The sequence below is a fragment of the Pseudomonas sp. LLC-1 genome (assembly GCF_002992185.1).
Lineage (GTDB): Bacteria > Pseudomonadota > Gammaproteobacteria > Pseudomonadales > Pseudomonadaceae > Aquipseudomonas > Aquipseudomonas monteilii.
The window spans coordinates 289,480-311,623 of record NZ_LUVY01000002.1 but is presented as its reverse complement, the minus strand read 5'-3'; the positions used below and the strand labels follow the sequence as shown (position 1 = coordinate 311,623).

Here is a 22,144-nt window from a genome sequence, read left to right as displayed (position 1 = left end):
TCTGATGGCTGGCAAAACGCTCTACGACAAACTCTGGGAAGCCCATGAGGTCAAGCGCCGTGATGACGGCTCGTCCTTGATCTACATCGACCGCCACATCATTCACGAAGTGACGTCGCCCCAGGCCTTCGAAGGCCTGCGCCTGGCCAACCGCAAACCGTGGCGCATCGACGCCAACATCGCCACGCCCGACCACAACGTGCCGACCACGCCAGAGCGCAAGGGCGGTATCGAGGCCATCGTCGACCAGGTGTCGCGCCTGCAGGTGCAGACCCTCGACGAAAACTGTGACGAATACGGCATCGTCGAATTCAAGATGAACGACGAGCGCCAGGGCATCGTTCACGTCATCAGCCCGGAGCAGGGTGCCACCTTGCCCGGCATGACTGTGGTCTGCGGCGACTCGCACACCTCCACCCACGGCGCCTTCGGTGCCCTGGCCCATGGCATCGGCACCTCTGAAGTCGAGCACGTGCTCGCCACCCAGTGCCTGGTCGCCAAGAAGATGAAGAACATGCTGGTGCGCGTGGAAGGCCAATTGCCGGCCGGCGTAACCGCCAAGGACATCGTGCTGGCCGTGATCGGCAAGATCGGCACCGCCGGTGGCAACGGCCACGCCATGGAATTCGCGGGTAGCGCCATTCGCGAGTTGTCGATGGAAGGCCGCATGACCATCTGCAACATGTCCATCGAAGCCGGTGCCCGTGTGGGCCTGGTGGCGACCGACGCCACCACCGTTGCCTATGTCGAAGGCCGCCCGTACGCGCCGAAGGGCGAGCAATGGAAGCAGGCAGTCGAATCGTGGAAAGACCTGGTGTCGGATGACGACGCCGTATTCGACACCGTGGTCGAGCTGGATGCCAGCCAGATCAAGCCGCAAGTCAGCTGGGGCACCTCGCCCGAGATGGTGTTGGCCGTAGACCAGCGTGTACCGGACCCGGCTGCCGAAGCCGACCTGGTCAAGCGTGGTTCGATCGAGCGCGCCTTGAAGTACATGGGCCTGACCGCCAACCAGGCGATCACCGACATCCAGCTGGACCGCGTGTTCATCGGTTCGTGCACCAACTCGCGTATCGAAGACCTGCGTGCCGCGGCGGAGATCGCCAAGGGCCGCAAGGTGGCCGCGACCGTCAAGCAAGCCATCGTCGTGCCGGGCTCGGGCCTGGTCAAGGCGCAGGCCGAGCGTGAAGGCCTGGACAAGATCTTCCTCGAAGCCGGTTTCGAATGGCGTGAACCAGGCTGCTCGATGTGCCTGGCGATGAACCCGGACCGCCTGGAGAGCGGCGAGCATTGCGCGTCCACCTCCAACCGCAACTTCGAAGGCCGTCAGGGCGCCGGTGGCCGTACCCACCTGGTCAGCCCGGCCATGGCCGCCGCCGCTGCGGTAGCCGGCCACTTCATCGATGTCCGCGAGTTGATCCAAGGGAGCGCAGCATGAAAGCCTTTACCCAGCACACTGGCCTCGTCGCGCCGTTGGACCGTGCCAACGTCGACACCGACCAGATCATCCCCAAGCAGTTTTTGAAGTCGATCAAGCGCACCGGCTTTGGCCCTAACCTGTTCGACGAATGGCGTTACCTGGACGTGGGCCAGCCCTACCAGGACAACAGCAAGCGCCCGGTGAACCAGGAGTTCGTGCTCAACCACGAACGCTACCAGGGTGCCAGCGTGCTGCTGGCGCGGGAGAACTTCGGTTGCGGCTCCAGCCGTGAGCACGCACCTTGGGCGCTGGACGAGTACGGTTTCCGCAGCATCATCGCGCCGAGCTTTGCCGACATCTTCTTCAACAACAGCTTTAAGAACGGCTTGCTGCCGATCATCCTCAGCGATGAAGAAGTGGACGAGTTGTTCAAGCAGGTCGAAGCCAACCCGGGCTACCAGCTGACCATCGACCTGCAAGCGCAGGCGGTGACCCGCCCGGACGGCAAGGTGCTGCAGTTCGAGATCGATGCGTTCCGCAAGCACTGCCTGCTCAACGGCCTGGACGACATCGGCCTGACCCTGCAGGACAGCGATGCGATCAAGGCCTTCGAAGGCAAGCACCGCGCCGGGCAGCCTTGGCTGTTCCGGGATGCCTGAGTGATATAGCCGGCATTTGCACTGCCAATGCCGGCCTCTTCGCGGCTAAAGCCGCTCCTACCTGGATACGCGCTCTTTGTAGGAGCGGCTTTAGCCGCGAAGAGGCCGGTACAGGCAGCAAAAAACATAAGGATTGAGACATGACCAGCACCCAGCACACCGATGTGGTCCAACGCCAGTTCGGCGAACAGGCCAGCGCCTACCTCAGCAGCGCCGTGCATGCCCAGGGCAGTGAATTTGCCCTGTTGCAGGCCGAGCTGGCAGGGCAGGGCAATGCCCGCGTGCTGGACCTGGGCTGCGGTGCCGGTCATGTCAGTTTCCACGTCGCCCCGCTGGTTGCCGAAGTGGTCGCCTACGACCTGTCGCAATCCATGCTCGACGTGGTCGCCAGTGCCGCCGCCGAGCGCGGCCTGGCCAATATCACCACCGAGCGCGGTGCCGCCGAACGCCTGCCGTTCGCCGATGCCTCGTTCGAATTCGTCTTCAGCCGCTACTCGGCCCACCACTGGAGCGACCTGGGCCTGGCCCTGCGCGAGGTGCGCCGGGTACTAAAGCCGGGTGGCGTGGCAGCGTTCATTGATGTGATGTCACCGGGCAGCCCGCTGCTCGATACCTACCTGCAAACCGTCGAAGTGCTGCGCGACACCAGCCATGTCCGTGACTACTCCGCCGCCGAATGGCAGCGTCAGGTCAGCGAGGCTGGCCTGCATGTGCGCAGTCACACCCGCCAGCCCTTGCGCCTGGAGTTCGGCAGCTGGGTGGAGCGCATGCGCACCCCCGAGCCAATGCGCGTGACCATCCGCCAATTGCAGCAAGCCATGGGCGAAGAAGTACGGCAGTATTACCAGATCGAGGCCGATGGCTCGTTCAGCACCGATGTGCTGGTGCTGTGGGCCGAGCGTTAAGCACTTTTCGGTGGGGCCCGTTTGGCCGCACCGCGTGAATGGATAGAGGAAAGCATGAGCAAGCAGATTCTGATTCTCCCAGGTGACGGTATCGGCCCGGAAATCATGGCCGAAGCGGTCAAGGTGCTGGAGCTGGCCAACGACAAGTTCCAGCTCGGCTTCAGCCTGGAGCACGACGTGATCGGTGGCGCCGCCATCGACAAACACGGCGTGCCGCTGGCCGACGAAACCCTGGAGCGTGCGCGCAAGGCTGATGCCGTGCTGCTGGGCGCCGTGGGCGGGCCGAAGTGGGACAAGATCGAGCGTGACATCCGCCCGGAGCGTGGCTTGCTGAAAATCCGTTCGCAGCTGGGCCTGTTCGCCAACCTGCGCCCGGCCATCCTCTACCCGCAACTGGCCGATGCCTCGTCGCTGAAGCCGGAAATCGTCTCGGGCCTGGACATCCTCATCGTCCGTGAGCTGACCGGCGGCATCTACTTCGGTGCCCCGCGTGGCCAGCGCGAGCTGGAAGGTGGCGAACGCCAGGCCTACGACACCCTGCCGTACAGCGAAAGCGAAGTGCGCCGCATTGCCCGTGTCGGCTTCGACATGGCCCGCGTGCGTGGCAAGAAGCTGTGCTCGGTAGACAAAGCCAACGTACTGGCTTCCAGCCAGCTGTGGCGTGAAGTGGTCGAAGACGTGGCCAAGGACTACCCGGATGTGGAACTGAGCCACATGTACGTCGACAACGCCGCCATGCAACTGGTGCGTGCACCCAAGCAGTTCGACGTAATGGTGACCGACAACATGTTTGGTGACATTCTGTCGGATGAAGCTTCCATGCTCACCGGTTCCATCGGCATGCTGCCTTCGGCGTCGCTGGATGCCGACAACAAGGGCATGTACGAGCCGTGCCACGGCTCGGCACCGGACATCGCAGGCCAGGGCATTGCCAACCCGCTGGCGACCATCCTGTCGGTGTCGATGATGCTGCGTTACAGCTTCAATCAGTCGGCTGCCGCCGAAGCGATCGAGAAGGCCGTGAGCCTGGTGCTGGACCAGGGCCTGCGCACCGGCGACATCTATTCGCAAGGCTGCCGCAAAGTTGGTACGCAGGAAATGGGCGACGCAGTAGTCGCAGCGCTGCGGAATCTGTAATCTCTCTGGCCCGCCACCCCAAATTCCCGGTGGCGGCCCACTTTTAGCAAAGGTGTAGTTGCGATGAAACGTGTAGGTCTGATCGGTTGGCGCGGTATGGTCGGTTCCGTGCTCATGCAGCGGATGCTGGAGGAGCAGGACTTCGACCTTATCGAGCCGGTGTTCTTCACTACCTCCAATGTTGGCGGCCAGGGCCCGAACGTGGGCAAGGATACAGCGCCGCTCAAGGACGCTTATTCGATTGAAGAACTCAAGACCCTCGACGTGATCCTGACCTGCCAGGGCGGCGACTACACCAACGAGGTCTTCCCCAAGCTGCGTGAAGCCGGCTGGCAGGGTTACTGGATCGACGCCGCTTCGTCCCTGCGCATGCAGGATGACGCGGTCATCATCCTCGACCCGGTCAACCGCAAGGTCATCGACCAGCAGCTGGACGCGGGCACCAAGAACTACATCGGCGGCAACTGCACCGTCAGCCTGATGCTGATGGGCCTGGGCGGCCTGTTCGAGGCCGGTTTGGTGGAATGGATGAGCGCCATGACCTACCAGGCAGCCTCCGGTGCCGGCGCGCAGAACATGCGCGAGCTGATCAAGCAGATGGGCGCCACCCACGCCGCCGTGGCTGATGACCTGGCCAACCCGGCCAGCGCCATCCTCGATATCGACCGCAAGGTTGCCGAGACCATGCGCGGTGATGCATTCCCGACCGAGAACTTCGGTGTGCCACTGGCGGGCAGCCTGATCCCGTGGATCGACAAGGAACTGCCGAACGGCCAGAGCCGCGAAGAGTGGAAGGCCCAGGCCGAAACCAACAAGATCCTCGGTCGCTTCAAGAGCCCGATCCCGGTCGACGGCATCTGCGTGCGCATCGGCGCCATGCGCTGCCACAGCCAGGCGCTGACCATCAAGCTGAACAAGGACGTGCCGCTGGCCGATATCGAAGGCATGATCAGCCAGCACAACCCTTGGGTGAAGCTGGTGCCGAACCAGCGTGAAATCAGCATGCAGGAACTGACCCCGACCAAGGTCACCGGCACCCTGAACATCCCGGTTGGCCGCCTGCGCAAGCTGAACATGGGTTCGCAGTACCTGGGCGCGTTCACCGTGGGTGACCAGCTGCTGTGGGGCGCGGCAGAACCGCTGCGCCGCATGCTGCGGATTCTGCTGGAGCGTTGATCGTTCTGCTGTAATTAAAAACCCGCGCTGGCGACAGCGCGGGTTTTTTTATGGGTGTAATTACGGATCAGCCTTTTTGTAACAGCGCCAGGAACAGTGGCAAATTGCCTAGATTAACGAGAAATATTCTCATTATAATCGGGTTCCCCAGTTTGCCTGAGCATAGGAAAGTGCTGACGTGCTGGAACAACTCTTCAACGAACACGCCTCCGCCTTGCACCGCTACCTGCTGCGCAAGAACTGCACGCCAACCCTGGCGTCGGACATCGTCCAGGAAACCTTCCTGCGGCTGGCGCAGATGGACGGGGTAGAGCGGCTGCTCGCCACCCCGGCCTATCTGTTCCGCGTTGCCCACAACCTGATGATCGACCATCATCGGCGTTATGGCAGCAAGCGCTACGAGGCCGAACCGGCCAGTATCTTTGATGGCCTGATCGATGAAGCCAGTTCGCCAGAAGACCAGGCCTTGGGGGCTCTGGAGCTTGAGCGCCTGCACGCAACCCTGGAGCTGCTGCCCGAGCGCACCCGCGACGTGTTCCTGCTGTGTCGGGTGGAGGGCATGACGCACAAAGAGGCCGCCCAGTATTTACGGATTTCCACCAGCTCTGTACAAAAACACCTGGCCAGTGCGCTGGCCAGGATCGGCCGAGGGCTTGAACCTGACCAGTAGACCAGGCGCAAGCGCTGACCTGGCCGGGCTACCAGAAAAACACCAACAGGCAGCAACACCGTACCGTGAACCCCTCAGAACCTGTTGACCCGATCGAGCGCAAAGCCGCCGATTGGGTCATGAAACACCGTCAAGGTCGCCTCGGCCCCGCCGAGCAAGCGGCCTATCGGCGTTGGCTCGAAGCCGACCCCCGGCACGCTGCCGTCGCCCAGCGCCTCGACCGCGCCTGGCAGGCCAGTGCGGCGCTGCGCCAAGGGTATGTGCGGCCGCCACGGCCGGCCCGTGCTGCTGGGCCGTTGGGTTGGCTACAGGCTGCATGGCAACGGCCGTGGGCCAGTGGTGGTGCGCTCAGCGGGTTGGCCATGGCCTGTTGGCTGTGGCTGGCGCCGCCGTTCTGGGTGCAAGGCCTTGGCGCCGACTACCAGACCGGCTATGGCGAGGTACGCCATGTCACGCTGAATGACGGCAGCCAGGTCGAGCTCGGCAGCCGCAGCATTCTCAGCATCGCCTATGACGGGCAACGACGGACTGTGCACCTGAAACGCGGCGAGGCGGTGTTCAGCCCGTCACCGGTAGGTGAGGCGGAGCCACGGCCATTCACGGTCAGCACGCCAGGCGCAACCGTGACTGCGCGCGGGACCCGCTACCTGGTCGCGGTCGATCAGGACGAACGCTCCGGCTGGGTGGGCGTGCTGCAGCACAGTGTCGAGATCAACCTGATATCCCATGGGCTGAACGATGTATCGGCTTCTGCCGTATTGCAGGAAGGCGACAGCCTGTACTTCGGCCCGCATGCCGGGTTGAAGCCACTCGAGCAATCCCCTGAGGAGTTGGCCAGCTGGCAGGAGGGCAGGCTAGTACTGCGCCAGAAAACCCTGGCTCAGGCGGCCGAGCAGTTGGGCCGTTATCGCGCGGGCCTGACGGTGGTGCGCGGCGAAGCGCTGCGGCGCTTGCCGGTGAGTGCCGTGGCACGGATCGACCACGTCGATGACGCCCTCAGGCAACTGGCCAGCCAGGCGCACGCCCGGGTACTGGAGCTTCCAGGTGTGCTGCTGATTTACTGATCTAAAAAATATATTTAATAGATCATATCGCTCTACTGTGTTTTCCAGCTTCGCACGTTACTGAATGCAAATAACTCTTATTTGTCTTTAGCTAGGGTGCTTGGAAACGATGTCAAAGGGAGCTTCAGGGCGTTTCGCCCCTCAACGTGGCAAGCTGAGCCTGGGAATTCAGCTGGCACTGTTGGCCTGCTGCGGTGCCACGGCGGCACTGCCTGCCATGGCCGCCACCGACTCGGCTGCCGCCGCGCGCAGCCAGCCTGGCCAGTACCATCAGTTCGATGTGAAGGGCGGGGCGCTTGAAGGTGCCATGTTGCAGCTGGCGCGCCAGGCGGGCGCCGAGCTGTACCTGACCGGCGATGCCTTCAACGGCCTGTACGCCAACCCGGTGCAAGGCCGTTACTCCCTGGAAGGTGCGCTGCAACAATTGCTGAGCGGCCTGCCGGTCAGCTTCAGCCTGAGCGGCGGGCCCGACCGCCCGGTGATCCACCTGCAATCGGCTACCAGTGCCGGCAGCGATGACCTGCACCCAACGTACGTATACGGCCAGCGTGATGGCCGTTCGCGGGACGAGAAGGGCTACAGCGACATCTACGACCAGGACATTTCCACCGTTTACGCCGGCAAGGAGCAGATCGAGCGCTACAAGGGCGCCGCCCCTGCCGACGTGTTCAAGGGCATGCTCAACGTCTACAGCGGCGACGCCCGCAACAGCGGTGCACTGGACCCGAACGTACGCGGCATTCAGGGCCCTGGCCGGGTGCCGCTGACCATCGACGGCACCGAACAGGCACTGACCGTTTATCGCGGCTACATGGGCGCCAACAACCGCAACTACATCGACCCCAACCTGATCGGTTCGATCAAGGTCATCAAGGGGCCGAACCTGGAGCGCAATGTCTACAGCGGCGTGGGTGGTGCGGTGGTGGCCAATACGCTGAGCGTCGATGACATCCTCAAGGAAGGCGAGGAATTCGGCGGCGAGTTCAAGATCGAGGGCAGCAACAATTCGGTTTCGCCGAAGCTGCCGACCTTGTTGACCGGGCAGATGCCCGGCGCGGATTACCAGTACATCCCGATCAACTCCTACTACGACCCGTCGCTGTACAAGCACCCGCGCACCAGTAGCAGCAACGACCTTTTGTCGAGCGACGACAAGGCTTACCGGTTGGCGCTGGGGACGCGTCAGGAGCATTTCGACCTGATGGGTGCATATGCCTATCGGGAAAAGGGCAACCATTACGCGGGCAAGAACAAGAGCAGTTATTACTCCAGTGGCGAACTGGTGGACGGCAAGTGGGACTATGTGCCCAACCTGGCGCGTATCTACAAACCGGGCGATGAAGTGCCCAACAGCTCCAGCAAGATGGAATCGTGGCTGGCCAAGGCCACCTGGAAAATTGACGAAGGGCAGAGCCTGGAGTTCGGCTACCGCGCTACCGACTCGTTGTATGGCGAAATCCTGCCTTCGCGTATTTCATTCTTCACGCCGGGTAGCACCTATGATGCCGCGACCTACGGCGTGCCGCAGTGGCCGCTGAGCCATGTGGACAGCAAGGCCTATAACGTCGAGTACAAGCTCAATCCCGAAGACAATCGTTGGGTCGATTTCTACTCGAACCTGTGGATGACCCGGACTGTCAGCGATACCTACAGTTCGGGTGGCGTGCCCAACGAAACCACGGCGCAGAACCGCGAGTTTCGTAATACCGCTGTGGCCAACGCCAAGCATGACCGGGCAGGCCTGACCGTCAGCAACAAGCTGAAGTTGCTGGACAGTCTCGACCTGACGCTGGGGGGCAGCTACCAGCATGAAAAACTGAGTTCGGGTGACGGCATGTTAGACCCGAGCACGTTTGGGGCAACGCGACTTTTTCCAAGGGCAGGGCGTCGCGAGGAGCAGGAATACAACTTCAACTTTGATTGGCAGCCGGTTTCCTTTGCACGCTTTACTGCGGGCGGGCGCTATTCCTCGTACTGGTCGTTCGATGACTTTCTCAAGGAGCGGCAACAAGAAACAGGCGTGACGACACAGAGCATACAAACAGGCAAAGAGGTGACGTACTACACGCGCAAGCAATTGTCGCAGGACGAGTGGCGCGAGGCTGTGAACGCCAACATAGAATCACAAAAGATATTCTGGGAATTGTTCGGGTACACCGAGGCCGAGAAACAGGAGTCCATAGCGCTGGTAGAGCGTGAGACGCCGCGAGAAATCGAGACTCAGCACATCGCTGACTGGAAGCACGATGGCAAGGGCCGATACCAGCGTAGTAACAATCCTTGCATCGCCGCAGCGGCGGCAGGGGAGGTATACAATTGCTCTGCCACTTTCTACGACGGTTCACCGGGGTACGTTGACAGCGACGGTAATCTGGTTAATCAAACCGTCGACACGTCGGCAAAGCATCGCAAGGACCAGGGCTGGGTCCCCAATCTTTCCGCTACGTTCTTTACCTCGGAAAACGGCCGGTTCTACTTGCGTTACAGCGAGGCAATCCGTTATCCGAGTATGTTTGAAAGCACCATTGGTTTTTCCGCTTCGCTGACGCCTTGGCAGTTGGAGCCAGAGCACGCTCATAACTATGAAGTTGCGTATATCCATAACCTGAGCGGCTGGCTGGGCAGTGAACAGGCAGATGTAAAGCTTACCTACTATCACAACACCACGGATAACGTGATCGAGCGCAGTCCGCAGTTGGTGTTCACCAATGTGGACAAGCAGACAACGGCAGGTATCGAACTGCAAGGTCGCTACGACAACGGTGGTTTCTTCACCGACCTGAGTGTTGCGCATGTGCTCAAGAATAAAGTGTGCGATGAAAACTCAGCCATGCAACTGGATGCCAGCGGCGGTATCGCCAACTGCGTTGATGACGGTTTTATCGGTGGCTATCTGGTGGGCATGGCGATGCCCGAATGGTCCGCCAATCTGGGGCTGGGGGCGCGCTTCTTTGATCGTCGTCTGGAAGTGGGTGGGCGTGTTGTTTATTACAAAGGGCATGATAGCAAGTTCCACAGTAATTACAGTGGCAACCCAATGGTTACCTATTACCTGAACACCCCGTTGTCTTGGGATGACATCGTAACCTATGACGCCTATGTCAATTACAAGTTTACCAAGGACGTGAGTGTCGAGTTGGTGGGTACGAACCTTTCCAATCTTTATTACCTGGATCCCCTGACACGTTCGGCAATGCCTGCGCCAGGGCGAACTTTGAAAATCGGTCTGACTGCAAATTTTTAAGGGGTATAACCATGAACGGGTGAGTGCATCGCGGTTGGCTGTATGTGCTGGATATATTCTCAATTTATCAAAGGATCATGAAATGAAAGTGTTGAATGTTTCGGTAGTCGCAGTAGCTCTTCTGGGTCTTGCCGGTGTTGCTCAAGCTGCCAGTGATTCCGGGCTAAGCTATGATAATGCCATCAAGGTGGGTGGTTCGCTTGGGAGCACCCCCAACCATACCGGTGAAGCGGGTACTCCATCCGTTGGTGTGGTTGCATTCTATGGCGGCACCAAGGTGGGCTTCAGCAACCTCAAAAGCATGGTTCCGACCGATGGCAATGGTGTGACCACCATCACGCCCGCAATGATGCCTGCCTCCCACGCCGCCTTGGGCAACTTTGATTTCAAACAGGTATCGACCCAGCAAGTGTATTTCGGCGAATGGTCGCAGAACGGTACCAACAATGATCCAACCCGAGCTGTCTACTATTCCGGCGACACTACTGGCCGCGTACTGCCGACCACGAATGTTTCCTATGCTGTCCAAGGCATCAGCAATTACTCCGGTGCCAACCTGTTGTCGGGTAACCTGACCGCTACCTTCGGTGCGGCCACTCCAACTCTTACCGGCAACCTGGCCAACGGCGCGCTGAAAGTCCAACTGGCGGCGAATATCGACAAATCGACAGCGGCCTTCTCGGGCGCGGCGGCAGCGTTCAACCCGACCACCAACGCACAGCTTTCGACTGGTACCACCCAAGGTAGCTTCTTCGGCGCCGGCGCTACCGCCTCTGTGGCCGGCATCGCCAAGTTCGCCAATCGCAACTACGACACCGCTTTCGGCGGTGTGAAGCAGTAAGCCGGCCTGCTTGATGCTGGTCAGTTAAGTGCAAGCAGGGTTGCCACGCAGCCCTGCTTGCAGCTATTTCAAGGCACCCCGAGAGCCGAGCAATGCCCCAGCCTTCACGCCTGCATTACCTGTTGCTGCTTTACCTCCCGTTTACCTTCCCCTCCATTACCCAGGCCGACCAGGACACCAACCTGCGCCTGAACCAGAGCATCGAATACCGCGCCAACCGCCAGGAACGCGAACTGCTCAAGGACGAAATGGCCGGTACCACGCTGGTCATCGATGGCCAGGCGTACCGGGTGGAGAACAACCTCAACGACCTGGGCCGCGCCCTGTATGTCTCGGTACAGCGTCAGCAATGGGCCGATGTAACCGCGTTCCGCGCCCGCTACGTTGCACTGCCGGGTCACGATCCGATGCTGTTGGCCTACGCCGATGGCGCACTGGCCCGCTCCCGCGGCGATCTGGATCAGGCTGAGGCTCATTACCGACAGTTGCTGACGCTACAGGGCGACTTCCTGCCCGGCCAACTGGAACTGGCCCGGGTATTGTTCGAAAACCGCAAGGACCGCGAATCTACCGAAGCCTTCCGCCAGATCAGCCAAAGCCTCGGCCCGGCCGATGCGCGCAACCAGGGCCTGGCCAACACCGTCGACAGCTTCGTCGAGGCGCTGGACCACCGCGAAAGCTGGCAAGGCTCGCTGGCCGTCGGCCCGACCTGGAACGACAACCTCAACCAGTCCTCGGAAAGCACCACCCATTACCGCCTGGAAACCAGCGACGGGGTGTACCTGGTCGAGCGCAAGATGCCCAAGGCCGTATCGGCACAGGGCATCGACTACGAAGCCACATTGAACAAGCGCGTTGCGCTGTCCGGCCATCATGGTGTGTTCGGACGGGCGCTGGCCTATGGGCAGGCTTACGACAAAGAATCGAAGTACAACGAAGACACCTTCATCGGCAACGCCGGTTACAGCTACCAGGACGGGCGCAACCAGTACAGCCTGGGCCCGCAGTTCGAATACAACCGCATTGGCAGCGACCCGATGTACTCGGCCTGGGGCCTGCGCGGTGAATGGATGCACACCCTCTCGGCCACGCGCATGCTCAAGCTGGAAGGCGAATACAAGGACATGGCCTACCGCCGCCAGGCCGCCGACACCTATGACGGCAGCGCCGCCTCCGTGTACGCCACCCTGTGGCAAGCCCTGCCACAGCAGTGGGTGCTGTTCGGCGGTTTCGACCTCACCGACCGCAACACCCGCGACACCACCGAAGCCTACTTCCAGCGGGGCCTGCGCCTGGGCGTCGCCAAGGACTTCGACATCGGGCTGAGCACCGTGCTGTTCGCGTCCTGGCGCACCCGCCAGTACAACGCCTACAGCGCCTTGCTCGATGACCGGCGCCATGAGGAAGAGCAGGGCTATACCTTTATCGTGCGCGCACCCGGCCTGGCCTTCCACGACCTGGTGCCCAGCCTTACCTTCAAATACAACAAGGTGAACAGCAACGTCGACTGGCTATACAGCTGGGAACGCAACAGCGTCAGCCTCAAGCTGGAGAAGCAGTTCTGAAGGGCGGCACATCGGCGGCGTTGGCCTCGCCCGGGCAATGCGAGTAAAGTGCCGCTCCCGTTTCGCCAGAGGCAGCCTGCAGCATGAACCCTACATTCGATATCGCCGTCGTCGGCGCCACCGGCAGCGTCGGTGAAACCCTGGTACAGGTGCTCGAAGAACTGGCGTTCCCGGTCGGCACCTTGCACCTGCTGGCCAGCATGGAGTCGGCGGGCAGCAGCGTGATGTTCGCCGGCAAGAAGCTCAAGGTGCGCGAGGTGGACAGCTTCGACTTCGCCCAGGTCAAGCTGGCCTTCTTCGCCACAGGTGCCGCAGTCAGCCGCAGCTTTGCCGGCAAGGCACTGCAAGCAGGCTGCACCGTCATTGACCTGTCCGGTGGCCTGGACGATGCCCTGGCCCTGGTACCTGAAGCCAACGCCGAACGCCTGGCTGGCCTGGCGCTGCCGGCACGCATTGTCAGTCCGTGCTCTGCCGCCGTTGCCGTGGCTGTCGCGCTGGCACCGCTCAAAGGCCTGCTGGACATCGAGCGGGTTCAGGTAATGGCATCGCTGGCGGTGTCTGCACAAGGCCGTGAGGCGGTCAGCGAGCTGGCCCGTCAAACGGCAGAGCTGCTCAATGCCCGGCCGCTGGAGCCGCGCTTCTTCGACCGCCAGGTGGCTTTCAACCTGCTGGCCCAGGTTGGCGCGACCGACGAACAGGGCCACACGGCGCTGGAGCGCCGGCTGGTCAACGAGTTGCGCGTGCTGCTGGGCATGCCTGAGCTGAAGATTTCCGTGAGCTGCGTTCAAGTCCCGGTGTTTTTCGGCGATAGCTTCAGTGTGGCCGTGCAGAGCCGTCGCCCGGTCGACCTTGAAGCGGTCAACCAAGCCCTGGAGGCAGCCGAAAGCGTCGAGCTGGTAGAACGTGACGATTATCCGACGCCGGTTGGTGACGCAGTGGGCCAAGACGTGGTCTATGTTGGTCGTGTACGTCACGGTGTTGATGAAGACCAGCAGCTCAATCTCTGGCTGACCACCGACAACGTGCGCAAAGGCGCCGCGCTCAATGCCGTGCAAGTGGCGCAATTGTTGATTAAACACATGCCGTAAAAGATACTGGCGAGCACTTTTGTCCTGCTCCGCATGCAGGTTTCGGGACGATTCATACAAGGGAAGAGGTCATGCTTCGAATTCGCAAACTGGTTCTGGCCATGGCTGCAGCATCGGCGCTGTCGTCTGGCATGGCGAATGCGCTGGGCCTGGGGGAGCTGACCCTGAAGTCGGCACAGAATCAGCCGCTGGACGCCGAGATCGAATTGCTCGATGTGCGCGACCTCAAAGCCGCCGAAGTGGCGCCTAGCCTGGCGCCACCGGAAGAGTTCAGCAAGGCCGGGGTGGCGTTTCCGACCTACCTCGAAGACCTGACCTTCACACCGGTGATCAACCCCAACGGTAAAAGCGTGCTGCGGGTTACCTCCAGCCAGCCGCTGCCGGGGCCGGTGGTCAAGTTCCTGGTTCAGGTGATGTGGCCGCAAGGCCGCCTGCTGCGCGACTACAGCGTGCTGCTTGACCAGGCCAAGGCCCAGGGCGACAAGCCGGCTGCAGGCAATGTGACACCGGCCACAACCGGTGCCAGCAGCTACACCACCCAGCGCCGTGACACCTTGTGGCAGATTGCCGCGCGCAACACGCAGGGTGGCTCGATCCAGCAGACCATGATCGCAATCCAGGCGCTGAACCCGGATGCCTTCATCGGCAACAACATCAACCAGCTGAAGGTGGGCCAGGTACTGCGCCTGCCCGACCAGCAGCAGATCCAGAACATTCCGCAGGGCGAGGCCAACAGCGAAGTGGCCGAGCAGTATGCCGCCTGGCGTGAAGGCCGGCGCCTGGGCCCGCGTGCCCGCCAGCTTGACGCTACCCGCCGTGGTGCCGCCGAGGCTGCGCCGGCGCGCATCGCCCAGGGCGACAACTTGCGCCTGGTCAGCCCGGGCAACCAGGCCGGCCAGACCAAGGCGTTGAATGACAAGCTGGCGGTGGCCCAGGAAAGCCTGGATACCAGCCGGCGCGACAACGAAGAACTGAAAAGCCGCATGTCCGACCTGCAGAGCCAGTTGGACAAGCTGCAGCGTCTGATCGAGCTGAAGAATGACCAGTTGGCCCGCCTTCAGGCCCAGGGTGTGGCAGCGCCGGCTACGGCTGCCGCTGCCGCCAAACCGGCTCAGCCGGCGGCAACTGCCCAGCCGGCGGCCAAACCCGCACCGGCTGCCGTCGATACCGCGCCCAAGCCGGTGCCGGCAGCCAAGCCTGCGCCTGTCGGCCAGCCGAATGGCGCGCTCGACCAGATCCTGGGCAACCCATGGCTGATCGGCATAATTGCCGGCTCCAGCCTGCTGGTGCTGGCACTGCTGTTATGGCTGCTGGCGCGCAAGCGTAAAGCCCAGCAAGAAGCTGAAAAGCACCTGCGCATGGCGCGGGCGCTGGAGGAAGAGCAGGGCACAGGCTTCGACACCGATACCGAGAGCCTCGATGGCGTCGAAGTTTCGGAGCCGAGCGTTACCCTGTCGCCAGCCGTGGTCGCCGCTTCAGCCGCCGCTGCCGTTGCTGCGGAAAAAGTGGCTGAGCCTTCTGCCGAGTCGGCGCCGGAAGCTGAACCGCAAGCCGACCCGCATGCCGCGCTGCTGGCGGAAGTTGACCAATGCCTGGCCGAAGGCCGCCTGAACCGCGCCACTGACCTGCTGGAGCCCGCCGTGGCTGGCGCGCCGGAACGTGACGACCTGCGCCTGAAGCTGATGGACGTGTACGCCCGCCAGGGTGACCAGAGCGCGTTCGCCGAGCAGGAGCGCAAGCTGCCGGCCAGCGAGCAGAACATTGCCGAAGTCGCCGGGTTGAAAGAACGTTACCCCGCCATGCTCGGCCTGGCCGCTGCCGGCCTGGGCGCGGCGGCGCTGGCTGCCGAAATGGATGAGCAGTACGTGCAGGAGTTGCTGCACGATGAGGCCGAGGCGCCAGTGGTTGCCGACGTGGTGCCTGAAGAAGTGCCTGAATTCGAGCCGCAAGTGGAGGCTGAGCCAGAGGTCGTCGCGCAAGCGGAGCCTGAAGCCGTGTTCGAGCCAGAAACCGAGCTGGATGCCTTCGATGATGTACCGACCCTTGATGTATCGGGCCTGGAAGCGCATGGCCTCGATGAGCAGGATCTGGACAGCGCCTTCGACTTGAGCCTGGGTGAAGACCTGCCCGAAGAAGACCCGCTGGCCGCGCCGCTGCTGGACGAGCCTGTACAGCAGGAGCCTGTACCTGACGAGTTGGTCATTGCCGAGCCTGTGCTGGATGAGCCTGCGTTTGAAGAGGCTCAGCCAGAAGAACCGCCGTTTGCCGTGGATGCCGAACTGCAAGCCGACGCTGACGCCGATTTCGAGGCCATGCTGGACCAGGCTGAGCCGCAGCCAGCCGTGGACCTGTCTGACTTCGACCTTGATGTCAGTGAGCCGGTCGCCCCGGCCGCTCCAGATGCCGTTGAAGAGGCCCCGGTGGATGTTGCCGCCGAACTGGCTGCTTTCGACAGCGAGCCGGCATTCGACCCGGCCTCCGACTTCGACATGCCGTCGGACTTCGACTTGTCCCTTTCGCTGGAAGACGATTCGCCGGCAGCCAAGAGCTTTGCCTCGGAGCTCGACGACGTGAACGCCGAGTTGGACAAGCTGTCGCAGAGCCTGGAATCGCCCTCTCTGGAGCCGCATTTCACTGCAGAAGACGCGGTTGCGCAGCCGGATCCCGAGCCGCCACTGGACGACCTGGACTTCGACTTCTTCTCCGGCAGTGACGAAGTGGCCACCAAGCTCGACCTGGCCCGCGCCTACATCGACATGGGCGACAGCCAGGGTGCGCGCGACATCCTTGATGAAGTGGTCAAGGACGGCGACGACGGTCAGCGCCAGGAAGCCGAGGACATGCTCTCTCGCCTGGTTTGACATAGCCCTCAAATGAAGCGCACATCAACGGCAGCCCTACACGGCTGCCGTTGTCGTTATAATCCCCGCCATTCCGTACACCCCACAGGTTTCAAACGCTTGGACATCATCGACACCGCCACCACCGAATCCGCGGCCGAAGGCTACTCCCGCATCGCCCTGGGCGTGGAATACAAAGGCGCGCGCTACCGCGGCTGGCAGCGCCAGGCCAGCGGCGTGCCAAGTGTCCAGCAGGCCCTGGAGCAAGCATTGTCCAAAGTCGCGAACGAGCCGATTTCGGTGATCTGCGCCGGGCGTACCGACGCTGGTGTCCACGGCTGCGGGCAGATCGTGCACTTCGACACCCGCGCTGTGCGCGATGAGCGCGCCTGGACCATGGGCACCAACTTCAACCTGCCGCACGACATCAGTGTGGCCTGGTCGCGGCCGATGCCGGCCGATTTCCATGCACGCTTCAAGGCTTGTGCCCGGCGTTATCGCTACGTCATCTACAACGACCCGATCCGCCCGGCGCACCTGGCCGAGGAAGTCACCTGGAACCACCGCCCGCTGGATGTCGAGCGTATGGCCGAGGCTGCGCAGTTCCTGCTCGGCACTCACGACTTCAGTGCCTTCCGCGCCAGCCAGTGCCAGGCCAAGTCGCCGGTCAAGCACATCTACCACCTGCGCGTTACCCGCCATGGCCAGATGATCGTGCTGGACGTGCGCGCCACTGCTTTCCTGCACCACATGGTGCGCAATATTGCCGGTGTGCTGATGGCCATCGGTGCCGGCGAGCGCCCTGTTACCTGGGCGCGTGAAGTGCTGGAAGGGCGCGACCGCCGTGAAGCCGGGGTCACGGCCCATCCATACGGGCTGTACCTGGTGCAGGTCGAGTACCCCGAGGAATATGCACTGCCCCAGCGTTACATCGGCCCACACTTTTTGACCGGCTATGAGGCGTTGGCAGACTGACGGGCGAAAAGTCATTTGCTAACATCCGGCCTTTCACCGGAATAACCAAGGTTCGCTGTCCATGAGCAATGTTCGCAGCAAGATCTGTGGGATCACCCGTATCGAAGACGCACTGGCCGCTGCCGAAGCGGGTGCCGATGCCATCGGTTTCGTCTTCTATGCCAAGAGCCCTCGCGCCGTGGACGTGCGCCAGGCGCGTGCGATCATTGCCGAACTGCCGCCGTTTGTGACCACGGTCGGGCTGTTCGTCAACGCCTCGCGTTGCGAGCTGAACGAGATCCTCGAAGTGGTTCCGCTGGACCTGCTACAGTTCCACGGCGACGAAACGCCACAGGACTGCGAAGGCTACCACCGCCCCTGGATCAAGGCCCTGCGTGTTCGTCCGGGTGACGACCTGGAGGCGGCGTGCCAGCGGTACTCGGGGGCGCGCGGTATTTTGCTGGATACCTACGTGGCGGGTGTGCCGGGGGGAACCGGAGAGGCGTTCGACTGGTCTCTGGTGCCGGAGCGCCTGAGCAAACCGATCATCCTGGCGGGCGGGCTGTCGGCCGATAACGTCGGCCAGGCCATTGCCCAGGTGCGGCCTTACGCGGTGGATGTCAGCGGTGGCGTCGAGCAGGCCAAGGGCATCAAGGATGCCGCGAAGATCGAGGCGTTCATGCGGGCCGTTAAACAGGCGTGATGGCAGATGTGACGGCTGGCTGCGCGCCATCGTCCATAGCTTTCGCAGCCCTGCTGGGCAGCTGCCTGCACAGGTGGCAGAACAACACATTAGCGGTGGAGCGGTGCGCTGGAAGCCCCGGCGGCCGGTCCACCATCGTTTGATAAAAGATTTTGAGCTCAAGGGCAGGGCAGGGCCGGCGACACCGGCCCCCGCCTGCCAATACTGGAGAAAGAAAGCATGAGCAACTGGTTAGTCGACAAACTGATCCCTTCGATCATGCGTTCCGAGGTGAAGAAGAGCTCGGTGCCTGAAGGCCTGTGGCACAAGTGCCCGGCTTGCGAGGCCGTGCTGTATCGTCCGGAGCTGGAAAAGACCCTGGATGTCTGCCCCAAGTGCAACCACCACATGCGCATCGGCGCACGTGCGCGCATCGACATCTTCCTCGACGCCGAAGGCCGTGCCGAACTGGGTGCCGAGCTGGAGCCGGTCGACCGCCTGAAGTTCCGTGACGGCAAGAAGTACAAGGACCGCCTGGTCGGCGCCCAGAAGCAAACCGGCGAAAAAGACGCCCTGATCTCCATGAGCGGCACCCTGATGGGCATGCCGATCGTGGTCAGCGCCTTCGAGTTCTCGTTCATGGGCGGTTCCATGGGTGCCATCGTCGGCGAACGCTTCGTGCGTGCGGCCAACTACGCCCTGGAGCACCGCTGCCCGATGGTCTGCTTCTCCGCTTCGGGCGGTGCACGTATGCAAGAAGCGCTGATCTCGCTGATGCAGATGGCCAAGACCTCGGCCGTGCTGGCGCGCCTGCGCGAAGAAGGCATCCCGTTCATCTCGGTACTGACCGACCCGGTGTACGGCGGCGTTTCCGCCAGCCTTGCGATGCTCGGCGACGTCATTGTCGGTGAGCCAAAAGCCCTGATCGGCTTCGCCGGCCCACGCGTGATTGAGCAGACCGTACGCGAAAAGCTGCCAGAAGGCTTCCAGCGCAGCGAGTTCCTGCTGGAGCACGGTGCCATCGACCTGATCATCTCCCGTGGCGAACTGCGCCCGCGTCTGGCCCGCCTGCTGGCGCAGATGACCGGCCAGGAAACCCCGGAGCAAGCGCGTGAGGCGGCAGCCGTCGCGTGATGAAACAACGATCCCTGGGCGAGTGGCTCGCCTACCTTGAGCAGTTGCACCCCTCGGCCATCGACATGGGCCTGGAGCGGTCGCAGAAGGTGCTTGCCCGGCTGGCGCTGGGCAAGCTGGCGCCACGCGTGGTGACGGTAACCGGCACTAACGGCAAGGGCTCCACCTGCGCCTTCGTGGCCTCGCTGCTGCGTGCCCAGGGGCTCAAGGTCGGCGTGTACAGCTCGCCGCACCTGTTGCGTTACAACGAGCGGGTGCTGATCGATGGTCAAGAGGCCAGCGATGAGCGCCTGTGTGACGCCTTCGCCGCCGTCGAGGCGGCGCGGGGCGATATTTCCCTGACCTACTTCGAGATGGGCACGCTGGCTGCGTTCTGGTTGTTCTACCAGTCGCAACTGGATGCCGTGGTGCTGGAAGTGGGCCTTGGTGGCCGCCTGGACACCGTGAACGTGGTGGATGCCGACCTGGCCCTGGTGACCAGCATCGGTGTCGACCATGTCGACTACCTGGGTGATACCCGTGAGTTGGTGGCTTTCGAAAAGGCCGGCATCTTCCGCCCGTGCAAGCCGGCTCTGTGCGGCGACCTGGATCCGCCACAGCCGTTGCTGGACAAGGCCGCCGAATTGGCTGCGCCCCTGTTCCTGCGCGGTCGTGATTTCGACCTGGCCACTACCGATAGCGCGTGGAGCTGGCGGGGTACCGCAGCAGATGGCGCGCAGGTAGAGTTGCGTGACTTGCCATTGCTCGATCTGCCCATGGAGAACGCCACGCTGGCCCTGCAGGCCTACCTGCTGATGGGCCTGCCCTGGGATGCAGGGCAGGTGCGCCAGGCGTTGCTGGCGACCCGCATCACCGGCCGTCTCGACCGTCGTGTGCTGCAGTGGCAGGGCAAGTCGGTAGAACTGCTGCTGGATGTGGGTCATAACCCCCATGCAGCGGAGTATCTGGCCCGTCGGCTGGCGGCTCGCCCGCTCAAGGGGCGCCGTCTGGCAGTGTTCGGCCTGCTCGCCGACAAGGACCTGGGCGGCGTTGTCGCGCCGCTGAAGGGCTTGGTCGATGACTGGGCCGTGGCGCCGTTGGATACCCCACGTAGCCGCCCGGCTGCAGAACTGGCCACGGCCTTGACGAACCTCGGCGCTGCGGTGAAGTCTTATGCCAGCGTCGACGCGGCCCTTGAGGGGCAATGCGCGCAGGCGACGGCGGATGACCAGATCCTGCTGTTCGGTTCGTTTTTCTGTGTCGCCCAGGCGCTGGAATGGCTGCAGCGGCACACCCAGGAGGGTGAAGTAGATGGCAGTGCTGGATAAAGGGATGAAACAGCGCATGGTGGGTGCGCTGGTGCTGGTGGCGTTGGCGGTGATTTTCCTGCCGATGCTGTTCACCCGCGAGGACGAGATGCGCCAGGTGCATGTCGAAGCCCCGCAGGCGCCGGCGATGCCCAGCCTGCCCGAGGTGAAGGTGGAGCCGGTTGCCGTGCCGGAGCCACAGGCCATCCCGGAAGAGCCTCAGCACCCCCCCGTGGTGGTTGACGAGTCCACGGCACCCGCGAGCACGCCCAGCCAGCCGATCACGCCATCGCCGCAGACCCAGGCGCAGGTTCAGCCGGCCAAGCCGCAGGCGCCAGCGCCCAAGGTCGAGCCGAAACCTGTGGCTACGCCTGCGCCGACCGCAGCTGTGGCAAAACCGGCTGCGCCCTCGAAGATCGACGTCAATGGCCTGCCGGTCAGTTGGTCGATCCAGTTGGCCAGCCTGTCCAACCGCGCTGGCGCTGAAAAGTTGCAGCAAACCCTGCGTAGCCAGGGCTACAACGCCTACATCCGCTCGGCAGGTGGGATGAACCGGGTATACGTGGGGCCGTTGATCGAGCGGGCCGAAGCCGAGCGCACGCGTGATGCCATCAACCGCCAGAACAGCCTCAAGGGTTTTGTGGTGCGCTTCCAGCCTGAGCGCAGCTGATAAAGCCGGGGCGGCTTTGCCGCCCATCGCCGGCAAGCCAGCTCCCACCTTTATCGCATCAACTTTGATTCATGTGCAGTCCTGTGAAGGCAACTGTCATGTGCAAAGCTTCAAAGCGTGTGCGATCCCTGTGGGAGCTGGCTTGCCGGCGATGAATCCAACACCAATCCACCTGACATTCCGCTTACCCAACCCCCCGCTGCTCTGGTAAAATGCGCCGCCTCAAACGTCTGCAGGCAGCACCGTGGCATTTACCTTGGTTGATTGGGCGATCATCGCGATCATCGCCGTCTCCACACTGATCAGTCTCAAGCGCGGCTTCGTCAAGGAAGCCTTGTCCTTGCTCATCTGGATCATTGCCGGTGCGGTTGCCTGGATGTTCGGCGGTTCGCTCTCGGTGTATCTTGAAAGTTATATCCAGACGCCCTCCATGCGCGTCATCGCGGGCTGCGCCATTCTTTTCGTCGCCACCTTGCTGGTGGGGGCCATGGTCAACTTCCTGGTCGGCGAGCTGATCCGTGTAACCGGGCTGTCCGGCACCGATCGTTTCCTGGGCATGGCCTTTGGTGCCGCGCGCGGGGCCTTGCTGGTAGTGGTGGCCATAGGCCTGATCAGCCTGGGGCCGGTTCAACAAGACACCTGGTGGCAGGAATCACGCCTGATACCACAATTTCTCTTGGTCGCCGACTGGTCGAAAAACCTGATTCTGGGTTTCACCGGCCAGTGGTCGCCCAGTGGGTTGATCAGCGCTCCGGCTGATCTTCCGTTCAAGGAACAGTTGCTCGGGCCGTCCAAGCCCTGAGCGCTAT

18 protein-coding genes are annotated in these 22,144 nt (G+C 62.4%); all 18 read left to right on the top strand.

Features of this window, described 5'->3' with window-relative positions:
* Nucleotides 1-4 precede the first annotated feature (4 nt).
* The 18 genes from leuC (at nt 5) to A0O30_RS01350 (ending at nt 22,137) form a co-directional block, all read left to right on the top strand.
* Complete coding sequence (gene leuC / locus A0O30_RS01435; protein ID WP_105945336.1) at nt 5-1,438, top strand: 3-isopropylmalate dehydratase large subunit; 1,434 nt, start codon at nt 5-7, stop codon at nt 1,436-1,438.
* A complete protein-coding gene (gene leuD, locus A0O30_RS01430) occupies nt 1,435-2,079 on the top strand; it encodes a 3-isopropylmalate dehydratase small subunit (protein ID WP_105945335.1) in 645 nt (214 codons plus the stop codon). Before leuC ends, leuD begins: the two co-directional genes overlap by 4 nt.
* A gap of 140 nt (nt 2,080-2,219) precedes the next feature.
* Nucleotides 2,220-2,984, top strand: coding sequence for a class I SAM-dependent methyltransferase (locus tag A0O30_RS01425; RefSeq protein ID WP_105945334.1), 765 nt, complete (start codon nt 2,220-2,222; stop codon nt 2,982-2,984).
* A gap of 54 nt (nt 2,985-3,038) precedes the next feature.
* Nucleotides 3,039-4,121 (top strand): 3-isopropylmalate dehydrogenase, encoded by a 1,083-nt coding sequence (gene leuB / locus A0O30_RS01420; RefSeq protein WP_104835290.1) that lies wholly within the window; start codon nt 3,039-3,041, stop codon nt 4,119-4,121.
* A 63-nt stretch (nt 4,122-4,184) separates the two neighbouring features.
* Nucleotides 4,185-5,297, top strand: coding sequence for an aspartate-semialdehyde dehydrogenase (gene asd / locus A0O30_RS01415; protein WP_016715168.1), 1,113 nt, complete (start codon nt 4,185-4,187; stop codon nt 5,295-5,297).
* A gap of 178 nt (nt 5,298-5,475) precedes the next feature.
* Complete coding sequence (locus A0O30_RS01410; protein WP_105945333.1) at nt 5,476-5,967, top strand: RNA polymerase sigma factor; 492 nt, start codon at nt 5,476-5,478, stop codon at nt 5,965-5,967.
* Between the two features lie 65 nt (nt 5,968-6,032).
* Nucleotides 6,033-7,031, top strand: a complete 999-nt coding sequence (locus tag A0O30_RS01405; RefSeq protein WP_256589576.1) for a FecR domain-containing protein — start codon at nt 6,033-6,035, stop codon at nt 7,029-7,031.
* 109 nt (nt 7,032-7,140) lie between these two features.
* Nucleotides 7,141-10,275: a TonB-dependent receptor domain-containing protein gene (locus tag A0O30_RS01400; protein ID WP_105945332.1), complete on the top strand. Its 3,135-nt coding sequence runs from the start codon at nt 7,141-7,143 to the stop codon at nt 10,273-10,275.
* A gap of 82 nt (nt 10,276-10,357) precedes the next feature.
* On the top strand, nt 10,358-11,116 hold the full coding sequence (locus A0O30_RS01395) for a Slam-dependent surface lipoprotein (RefSeq protein ID WP_105945331.1): 759 nt from the start codon (nt 10,358-10,360) through the stop codon (nt 11,114-11,116).
* 92 nt (nt 11,117-11,208) lie between these two features.
* Complete coding sequence (locus A0O30_RS01390) at nt 11,209-12,681, top strand: surface lipoprotein assembly modifier (RefSeq protein WP_105945330.1); 1,473 nt, start codon at nt 11,209-11,211, stop codon at nt 12,679-12,681.
* Between the two features lie 83 nt (nt 12,682-12,764).
* On the top strand, nt 12,765-13,769 hold the full coding sequence (locus tag A0O30_RS01385; protein WP_105945329.1) for an aspartate-semialdehyde dehydrogenase: 1,005 nt from the start codon (nt 12,765-12,767) through the stop codon (nt 13,767-13,769).
* A gap of 71 nt (nt 13,770-13,840) precedes the next feature.
* Nucleotides 13,841-16,630 (top strand): FimV/HubP family polar landmark protein, encoded by a 2,790-nt coding sequence (locus tag A0O30_RS01380; protein WP_105945328.1) that lies wholly within the window; start codon nt 13,841-13,843, stop codon nt 16,628-16,630.
* Between the two features lie 99 nt (nt 16,631-16,729).
* Nucleotides 16,730-17,584, top strand: a complete 855-nt coding sequence (gene truA, locus A0O30_RS01375; RefSeq protein ID WP_105945327.1) for a tRNA pseudouridine(38-40) synthase TruA — start codon at nt 16,730-16,732, stop codon at nt 17,582-17,584.
* 61 nt (nt 17,585-17,645) lie between these two features.
* A complete protein-coding gene (locus A0O30_RS01370; protein ID WP_105945326.1) occupies nt 17,646-18,266 on the top strand; it encodes a phosphoribosylanthranilate isomerase in 621 nt (206 codons plus the stop codon).
* Between the two features lie 219 nt (nt 18,267-18,485).
* Nucleotides 18,486-19,379 (top strand): acetyl-CoA carboxylase, carboxyltransferase subunit beta, encoded by an 894-nt coding sequence (gene accD / locus A0O30_RS01365; protein WP_105945325.1) that lies wholly within the window; start codon nt 18,486-18,488, stop codon nt 19,377-19,379.
* Nucleotides 19,379-20,686: a bifunctional tetrahydrofolate synthase/dihydrofolate synthase gene (folC, locus tag A0O30_RS01360; protein WP_105945324.1), complete on the top strand. Its 1,308-nt coding sequence runs from the start codon at nt 19,379-19,381 to the stop codon at nt 20,684-20,686. The genes accD and folC overlap by 1 nt, the downstream gene beginning before the upstream one ends.
* Nucleotides 20,670-21,335 (top strand): SPOR domain-containing protein, encoded by a 666-nt coding sequence (locus A0O30_RS01355; protein WP_105945323.1) that lies wholly within the window; start codon nt 20,670-20,672, stop codon nt 21,333-21,335. The genes folC and A0O30_RS01355 overlap by 17 nt, the downstream gene beginning before the upstream one ends.
* 244 nt (nt 21,336-21,579) lie before the next feature.
* Entirely contained in the window at nt 21,580-22,137 is a 558-nt protein-coding gene (locus tag A0O30_RS01350; RefSeq protein ID WP_012271205.1) for a CvpA family protein, read from the top strand.
* The last annotated feature ends 7 nt before the right edge of the window (nt 22,138-22,144 follow it).